This is a genomic window from Saccharothrix mutabilis subsp. mutabilis (assembly GCF_039521145.1).
GTDB classification, from domain to species: Bacteria; Actinomycetota; Actinomycetes; order Mycobacteriales; family Pseudonocardiaceae; genus Actinosynnema; species Actinosynnema mutabilis.
The window spans coordinates 1-7,445 of the sequence record NZ_BAAABU010000045.1 but is presented as its reverse complement, the minus strand read 5'-3'; the positions used below and the strand labels follow the sequence as shown (position 1 = coordinate 7,445).

At 70.4% G+C, this 7,445-nt stretch carries 7 protein-coding genes; 4 read left to right on the top strand and 3 right to left on the bottom strand.

Annotation, left to right across the window (positions count from 1 at the left end; translation table 11 throughout):
- Window positions 1-298 (bottom strand): endo-1,4-beta-xylanase (locus ABD126_RS38470; protein WP_343940605.1); only part of this gene is annotated, 298 nt, incomplete at its 3' end.
- A gap of 179 nt (window positions 299-477) precedes the next feature.
- A complete protein-coding gene (locus ABD126_RS38465; RefSeq protein WP_343940603.1) occupies window positions 478-1,515 on the bottom strand; it encodes a LacI family DNA-binding transcriptional regulator in 1,038 nt (345 codons plus the stop codon).
- Window positions 1,516-1,661: 146 nt separating this feature from the next.
- Here ABD126_RS38465 and ABD126_RS38460 point away from each other — a divergent pair, with 146 nt between their 5' ends.
- Genes ABD126_RS38460 through ABD126_RS38445 form a run of 4 tightly spaced genes read left to right on the top strand, consistent with a single transcriptional unit; the run spans window position 1,662 to window position 6,173 of the window.
- Window positions 1,662-2,915, top strand: coding sequence for an ABC transporter substrate-binding protein (locus ABD126_RS38460; protein WP_343940601.1), 1,254 nt, complete (start codon window positions 1,662-1,664; stop codon window positions 2,913-2,915).
- Window positions 2,916-2,923: 8 nt separating this feature from the next.
- Complete coding sequence (locus ABD126_RS38455) at window positions 2,924-3,874, top strand: carbohydrate ABC transporter permease (protein WP_343940599.1); 951 nt, start codon at window positions 2,924-2,926, stop codon at window positions 3,872-3,874.
- Window positions 3,871-4,701, top strand: a complete 831-nt coding sequence (locus tag ABD126_RS38450; RefSeq protein ID WP_343940597.1) for a carbohydrate ABC transporter permease — start codon at window positions 3,871-3,873, stop codon at window positions 4,699-4,701. The genes ABD126_RS38455 and ABD126_RS38450 overlap by 4 nt, the downstream gene beginning before the upstream one ends.
- A 14-nt stretch (window positions 4,702-4,715) precedes the next feature.
- Entirely contained in the window at window positions 4,716-6,173 is a 1,458-nt protein-coding gene (locus ABD126_RS38445; protein WP_343940595.1) for a glycoside hydrolase family 43 protein, read from the top strand.
- A gap of 85 nt (window positions 6,174-6,258) precedes the next feature.
- Here ABD126_RS38445 and ABD126_RS38440 read toward each other — a convergent pair.
- The coding region (locus ABD126_RS38440; RefSeq protein WP_343940593.1) for a ricin-type beta-trefoil lectin domain protein at window positions 6,259-7,445 on the bottom strand (1,187 nt) is incomplete at its 5' end.

The following is a 7,445-nucleotide window of genomic DNA, read 5'->3' as shown; positions in this document are numbered from 1 at the left end:
TGCGGTCGGCGTTGCCGTAGGTGAACTGGTTCTGGTTCGGCTCGGTCGCGTCGATCTTCATCTCGTTCTCGGCGGTGACCATGTCGAACTCGCGGTTGAGGATGCCGACGTAGGTCGAGTCGCCGAGCTTGCCCGCGGCGACGGCGGTGCCGAAGTACCGGCCGGTCTGCGCCGCCGACGCGCCGAGCGTGGTCGCCGCCGAGGCCGACGTGGCCGAGAAGACCACCGCGCCGGCGGTGACGGCCACCAAAGCGGTCACGAGCGCGGCTCGTGACACTGACGTCGCTGTCAGCTTCATGTGTGACACCTTCTGGAGGACACCCGACGGGTGTGCGTGGTGTGCGAGCCTCGCCGAGTTTCGAAACTCCGGCGGTAGTTTCGGCGAGCGTCTCGGAGTGTTGCATCGAACGTTTTCGCTTACAAGAGCGAAATGCGCAGGTCCGCACGCGGACGCGCGGAGGCCGAAACGTTCGGCGGTCAGCGCGCCGGCGGAGCGGTGCTGGCGCGCACGACGAGGTCCGTGGCCAGCACCAGGCGGTGCTGCCGGGGCGGTTGGCCCTGCGACAGCGCCACGATCACCTCGGTCGCCGCGGCGGCCATCTCGCGCAGCGGCTGGCGGACCGTGGTCAGCGGCGGGATCATCTCGCGGCTGGAGGGCAGGTCGTCGAAGCCGACGACGCTCAGGTCCTCCGGGATGCGCCACCCGGCCTCGTGCGCCGCCTGGTACGCCCCCAGCGCGGTCCCGTCGTTGCACGCCACGACCGCGGTCGGCGGGTCGGGCAGGCGCAGCAGGTCGCGGGTGTGGCGGCGGCCGTCGGCGATCTGGAAGTCGCCCTCGCGGATCAGCGCCGGGTCGACCGGGACGTCCGCGGTGTCCAGGGCCGCGCGGTAGCCGTCCAGGCGGGCGCGGGCGGAGAGCATCCGCGGGGACCCGGTGATCGTCGCGATCCGCCGGTGCCCCAGTTCGAGCAGGTGCCGCGTCGCCGCCAGTCCGCCGCTCCAGTTGCTGGTGCCCACCGACCACACGTCCTTGCCGGGCTCGTCGGTCGGGTCCACCAGCACGATCGGGATGCCGCGGCTGCGCAACCGCTCCTGCTGCGCGGGCGTGGGGCCGGAGAACACCGCCACCACCCCGGCCGGGCGGCGGGCCAGCACGCCCTCGATCCAGTCCCGGTCGGGCGTGTGCAGGCCGTGCAGCTCGGACACCGCGACGGCCAGCCCGTGCGCGCCGGCGACGCGCGCGACGCCGTTGATCATCTCGGTGGCGTAGTCGCCCTCGATGGCGTGCAGCACGACCTCGACCAGGGTGGCGCGGGTGGCGCGGCGCTTGCGGCGGTAGCCGTGCTCGCGGATGACGTCCTCGACCGACGCCCGGGTGTCCGGCGAGACGTCCGGGTGGCCGTTGACCACCTTGGAGATCGTGGCCACGGAGACCCCGGCGAGCGCGGCGAGCTGGCTGATCGTCGCGCCGGCCTGCTCCTCGGCTGCGGTGTTCGGTCGGCGCGCCCGGCTCATGCCGCCGAGTGTAGACCTCGAAACGTTTCAGCCTGTTTGCGCAAGTCCTTGACGGTGCGGTGATCGGCGGCCTACCGTCCGTGCCGAAAGATTCCGGCTATCAGTCGAATATTTCGAAGCCGTCCCGCATCGGTCTGGAGGCATCCATGAAACTCCGCGCCATCGTCGCCGCGGTGCTGCTGACCGCCGCGTGCTCACCGGGGGGTGGGGCGGGCGGCGGCGGTGACGGCAAGTCGTTCGAGTTCTGGTCGTTCAGCGCCATCAACCAGAAGGCGTCGGTCGAGGCCTACAAGCAGAAGCGCCCCGAGGTCGAGGTCAAGCTGACCGAGGTCGGCAACGCCCAGGAGACCGCGCAGGCGCTGACCACCGCGCTGGCCGGCGGCAAGGTGCCCGACCTGGTGCTGATCCAGGGCGACGACCTGCCCAAGTTCGTGGAGCAGCCGCAGAACTTCGTGGACCTCAAGACGCTCGGCGCGGACGACATCAAGGGCGACTACCTGGACTGGGTCATGGCGCAGAGCGTCGCCAAGGACGGCCAGATCCTCGGCATCCCCACCGACGTCGGCGGCATGGCGATGGCCTACCGCACCGACCTGTTCGCCGAAGCCGGCCTGCCCACCGACCGCGAGTCGGTCGGCAAGCTGTGGCCGGACTGGGACGCGTTCATCGAGACCGGCAAGCGCTACACCGAGAAGACCGGCAAGCCGTTCGTGGACAACGCCGCGACCAGCGTCTTCTACCAGGCGGTCAACCAGGGCACCCAGAAGTACTACGACGACAAGCGCGAACTGGTCTACTCGACCAACCCGCAGGTCAGGGTCGCCTTCGACCTGGGCGTCAAGGCCGCGCAGGCGGGCATCACCGCCAAGCAGTCGTCGTTCGCCGAGGGCTGGAGCGCCGCGATGGCGCAGAGCGGGTTCGCCGTGCTCGCCGCCCCGTCCTGGATGCTCAACAGCATCCGCAGCAACGCCCCCGCCACCGCCGGCAAGTGGGACCTCGCCGCGGTGCCGGGCCGGTCGGGCAACTGGGGCGGCAGCTACCTGGCCATCCCCGCGCGGGCCAAGAACCCGCAGGCCGCGTGGGACTACATCCGCACCATGCAGTCGCCGCAGAGCCAGCTCGACCACTTCGTGACCTCGGGCGCGCTGCCCACCACGCCGTCGGTCTACCAGGACCCGAAGCTGACCGCGCGCACCGAGCCGTTCTTCTCCGACGCGCCGATCGGCACCCTCTACCCGCAGTCCCTGCTGGGCCTCAAGCCGTTCTACATCGGACCGGACAGCACCACCATCGGCACCGAGTTCCTCAACGCCATCACCAACGTGGAGCAGAACAACGGCAACCCGGCCACGGCGTGGGACGACGCCGTGCGCAACATCAAGACCGCCATCGGCAAGTGAGGACCGGCGTGACCACGGCCCTGGCGCCCGTCCCCGTCGAACCCGTCGAGCCGCCCTCCCGCAGCGCCGGCACGCCGCTGCGGGAGCGGCTGGCCCCCTACGCCTACATCGCGCCGTTCTTCGCGCTGTTCGCGGTGTTCGGGCTGTTCCCGTTCCTGTTCACCTTCTACGTGGCGCTGTTCGACTGGAACCCGATCGGCGAGCACACGTTCATCGGCGCGGACAACTTCACCCGCATGCTGGACGACCCGAGGTTCTGGAACGCCGCCCGCAACACGGTGAGCATCTGGTTCCTGTCCACCGTCCCGCAACTGTTCCTCGCGCTGCTGCTGGCCCACCTGCTCAACCACGCCCGGCTGCGGTTCGCGCTGTTCTTCCGCATGTCCGTGCTCGTGCCGTACGTGACGTCGGTGGCGGCCACGGCGATCGTGTTCGCGCAGCTGTTCGACCGCGATTTCGGCCTGCTCAACTGGCTGCTCGGCCTGGTCGGCGTCGACCCGGTGGACTTCGTGCAGACCACGTGGGGCAGCCACGTCGTGATCGCGGCCATGGTGACGTGGCGGTGGTTCGGCTACACCACGCTGCTCTACCTGGCCTCCTTGCAGGCGGTGCCGCGCGACGTCTACGAGTCCGCCGCCATCGACGGCGCGGGCGGGTGGCAGCGGTTCCGGCACATCACCGTCCCGGCGCTGCGCCCGGTGATCATCTTCACCGTCATCACCTCCACCATCGGCGGCCTCCAGATCTTCACCGAACCGCTGCTGGTCTCGCCCGGCACGTCGTTGACCTGCGGGGCGGTCCGGCAGTGCCAGACGCTCACGCTCCTGCTCTACGAACTGGGCTTCGGCCGCTACGAGTTCGGCTACGGCTCGGCGGTCGGCGTGGCGCTGTTCGTCATGGTCGTGGTCGTCGCGGCGGTCAACTACGTGCTGTCGAGCCGGATCAGGGCGGACCGATGAGCGCACGCCACAACCACGTCCGCTGGTGGCAGTACGCGGTGTTGGGCGGCGCGGCGGCGGTGTCGCTGTTCCCGCTGTACTGGATGTTCGTGGTGGCCACCACCGACACCGCCGCCGCCACGCGGATGCCGCCCGAGGTCGTGCCGGGCGGGAACTTCTTCCACCTGGCCGGGCTGGTGTTCAGCACCGTCCCGTTCCTCCAGTCCATCCTCAACAGCCTCGCGGTGGCCACGACCATCGGCGTGGGGCAGGCGCTGCTGTGCGCGCTGGCCGGGTTCGCCTTCGCCAAGCTGCGCTTCCCCGGGCGCGGCGTGCTGTTCCTGGTCGTGCTGCTGACCATGACCGTGCCGACGCAGCTCGCGGTGATCCCGCAGTACCTGATCATGTCCGAGCTGGGCTGGGTGGACACGCTCCAGGCGCTGGTGGTGCCGGGCCTGGCGAGCGCGTTCGGGATCTTCTGGATGCGCCAGCACATCGTGTCCACGATCAGCGACGAGCTGATGCAGGCCGCCTACCTCGACGGCGCGTCGACGTGGCAGGTGTTCTGGCGCATCGTGTTCCCGATCGTGCGGCCGGCGGCGTTCGTGCTGGGGCTGTTCGGGTTCGTGACGGCGTGGAACGACTTCCTGTGGCCGTTCATCGTGCTCAAGTCGCCCGAGCGGTTCACCGCGCAGATCGCCATCAAGGCGTTGCAGAACAGCTACGACATCGACCTCGGGCTGGCCATGTCCGGCTCGTTCCTCGCGACCGTGCCCCTGCTGGTGCTGTTCGTGTTCGTCGGCAGGCGGATGGTCGCGGGCATCCTCGACGGCGCGTTCAAAGGCTGACCCGGAGGCGGATCGTGACGCGGAAGTTCGACAACCCGGTGGTCGGGGGCTTCTTCCCCGACCCGAGCGTGTGCCGGGTCGGCGACGACTACTACCTGGTGTGCTCCAGCTTCGAGTACTTCCCGGGCGTGCCGGTGCTGCACAGCCGGGACCTGGTGCACTGGCGGCAGCTCGGCAACGTCCTGGACCGGCCCGAACAGCTGCCGCTGCCGGCCGACGCGGTGGCCTCGCGCGGCATCTACGCGCCGACCATCCGGCACCACGACGGCCTGTTCTACCTGATCACCACCAACGTCTCGCACGGCGGCAACTTCATCGTCACCGCCACCGACCCCGCCGGGCCGTGGTCGGACCCGGTGTGGATCGACCTGCCGGGCATCGACCCGGACCTGGCGTGGGACGAGGACGGCAACTGCTGGTGCGCTTTCCAGGGCGTCCAGGTCGCGCGCATCGACCCGCTGGCGGGCGAGGTGTTGGAAGGCCCGTGGCCGATCTGGTCGGGCACCGGCCTGCAATGGCCCGAAGCGCCCCACCTGTACCGGATCGGCGACTGGTGGTACCTCATGATCGCCGAGGGCGGCACCGAACGCGGCCACACCGTCGCGATCGCCCGCGCCCGCTCACCCCGCGGCCCCTACGAGCCCGCGCCGCACAACCCGATCCTGACCCACCGCGGCACCGACCGGCCCGTCCAGAGCACCGGCCACGCGGACCTGGTGTCCACCCCCGACGGCGAGTGGTGGATGGTGCTGCTGGCCACGCGTCCGCGCGGCTTCACGCCCGGCTTCCACGTGCTGGGCCGGGAAACGTTCCTGACCCCCGTCGAGTGGGTGGACGGCTGGCCCCGGGTCGGCCCGGTCGAACTCACCGAACGCGCCCCGACCCCCTGGCACCCGCTCGACGCGCCACCGGTCCGCGACGACTTCACCGCACCCGACCTGGGCCCCGAGTGGATCTCGCCCCGGTCGCGCCCCGCCGGGTCGTGGTCGCTGACCGAACACCCCGGCCTGACCCTGCACGCCACCGGCCCGACGCTGGACGAACCGGGCCACACGTTCATCGGCCGCCGCCAACAGCACCAGGAGTGCCGCGCGGCGACGCTGGTGGACCCCGGCGCCGGGCGGGCGGGCCTGTCGGTGCGCCTGGACGAGACCCACCACTACGACGTCGAGGTCGCGGCGGGCCGGGTGGAGGTCGTGGCGCGCATCGGGCCGCTGCGCCAGACCGTGGCCGGCGTGGACGTTGCGGAGGGTCCGGTGACCCTGGCCGTGACCACCCGCCTGCCTGAACCGGACGACGGGCACCTCGGCCCGGACCTGGTCGGCTTCCACGTCAACGGCACGCTGCTGTGCGAACTCGACGGCCGCTACCTGTCCACGGAGGTCGCCACGGGCTTCACCGGGCGGGTCATCGGCATGTACGTCACCGAGGGCAGCGCGTCCTTCGAGTGGTTCGACTACGGGCCGGCCTGACCGCGGCCGGCACCCTCCGCAGGTGGGGGCCGGACCTGCGCATAAAGGCGACGCCACCGGTCCACCGGTGGCGTCGCCTTCGGTGTTAGCGCAGGGTCCACCGCTGGTTGGCCCCGCCGTTGCACGTCCACACGATCAGCTGCGTCCCGTCGGCCGAGCTGCCGCCAGTGGCGTCCAGGCACTTTGTGCCGTTGCGGATGGTGCCGTCCGACTGCACCGACCAGGTTTGCGCCGACGTCCCGTTGCACGTCCACAACCGCACCGCGCTGCCGTCCGCCGTGCCGGCGGCGTCCAGGCACTTGCCCAGCGCCTGGAGCGTCGAACCGGTCTGCGTCCACTGCTGGTTCGCGCCGCTGTTGCACGTCCACAGCTGGACCCGCGCACCATCCACTGTGGATGAACCGTTCACGTCCACGCATTTGCCGCCCACGCCGACGATCTGCCTCGCCGTCGACCCACCGCTCCCGACCCCCGGCCCGACGTAACTGATCGAGTCGAGGTCGAAGCTGTTGTTGGACGACGCCTTGAACACCACGAACAGCTCCACCGTTCCCGCGGGCCGGGTCACGTTCACCGCGGGCAGGCTGACGTAGTTGTCCCACCCACCGGTCGAAGTCACCGGTGCGGAGGCGATCAGCGTCCCCGTGGGGGAACCCGCCCGCAGTTCGATCGAGCCACCGCCGGAGGGCGACGAAACCCGGAAGGACACCTGGTTGATCCCGGTGAAGTTGACCGGCTTGAACGAAACCCAGTCGTTGTTCGAGATGTCACCCACGCGCCCGCCCGACTCGGCCCCGGACTGCGCCACCACCCGCACCCCCGACGACCCGGTGAAGTGCTCGGCCTGCTTGCGCTTGGGCTGCAACACCACGCTCGCGCCGCCCTTCAGCGCCGGCAGCCCGTTGCCGCCGTTGTCGGTGTACTCCGACGAGAGGATGACGTGCGCGTTGCCGTTCTGGTGCTCGGTGTCCGCCTCGGCCCGGAAACTCCCCGAGCACCCGTTGATCGGGCTGCCCAGCGGGTGCTTGTGCGAGTCGTGGCCGATGTTGGGTTGGGTGGTCACGCGCGTGCAATCGACCGTGCCGTCCTCGGCGTCGGTCACCGCCAGCCCGTAGGGGATGGTGTCGCCCCAGCCGAACATGCCGCCGTCCACCGGCCCGGTGAACCGGACCGTGGGCGCGGTGTTGCCCGAGGTCACCGTCAGGTTCGCCGTGCCGGTCTTGCCGGTCGGGTCGGTCACCGTCAACTGCACGTTGAACGTGCCGCGCGAGT

Excerpts from the sequence above, each read along its gene's own strand:
- ABD126_RS38465 (WP_343940603.1), bottom strand. The coding sequence starts at position 1,515 with ATGAGCCGGGCGCGCCGACCGAACACCGCAGCCGAGGAGCAGGCCGGC.
- ABD126_RS38460 (WP_343940601.1), top strand. The coding sequence starts at position 1,662 with ATGAAACTCCGCGCCATCGTCGCCGCGGTGCTGCTGACCGCCGCGTGC.
- ABD126_RS38450 (WP_343940597.1), top strand. The coding sequence starts at position 3,871 with ATGAGCGCACGCCACAACCACGTCCGCTGGTGGCAGTACGCGGTGTTG.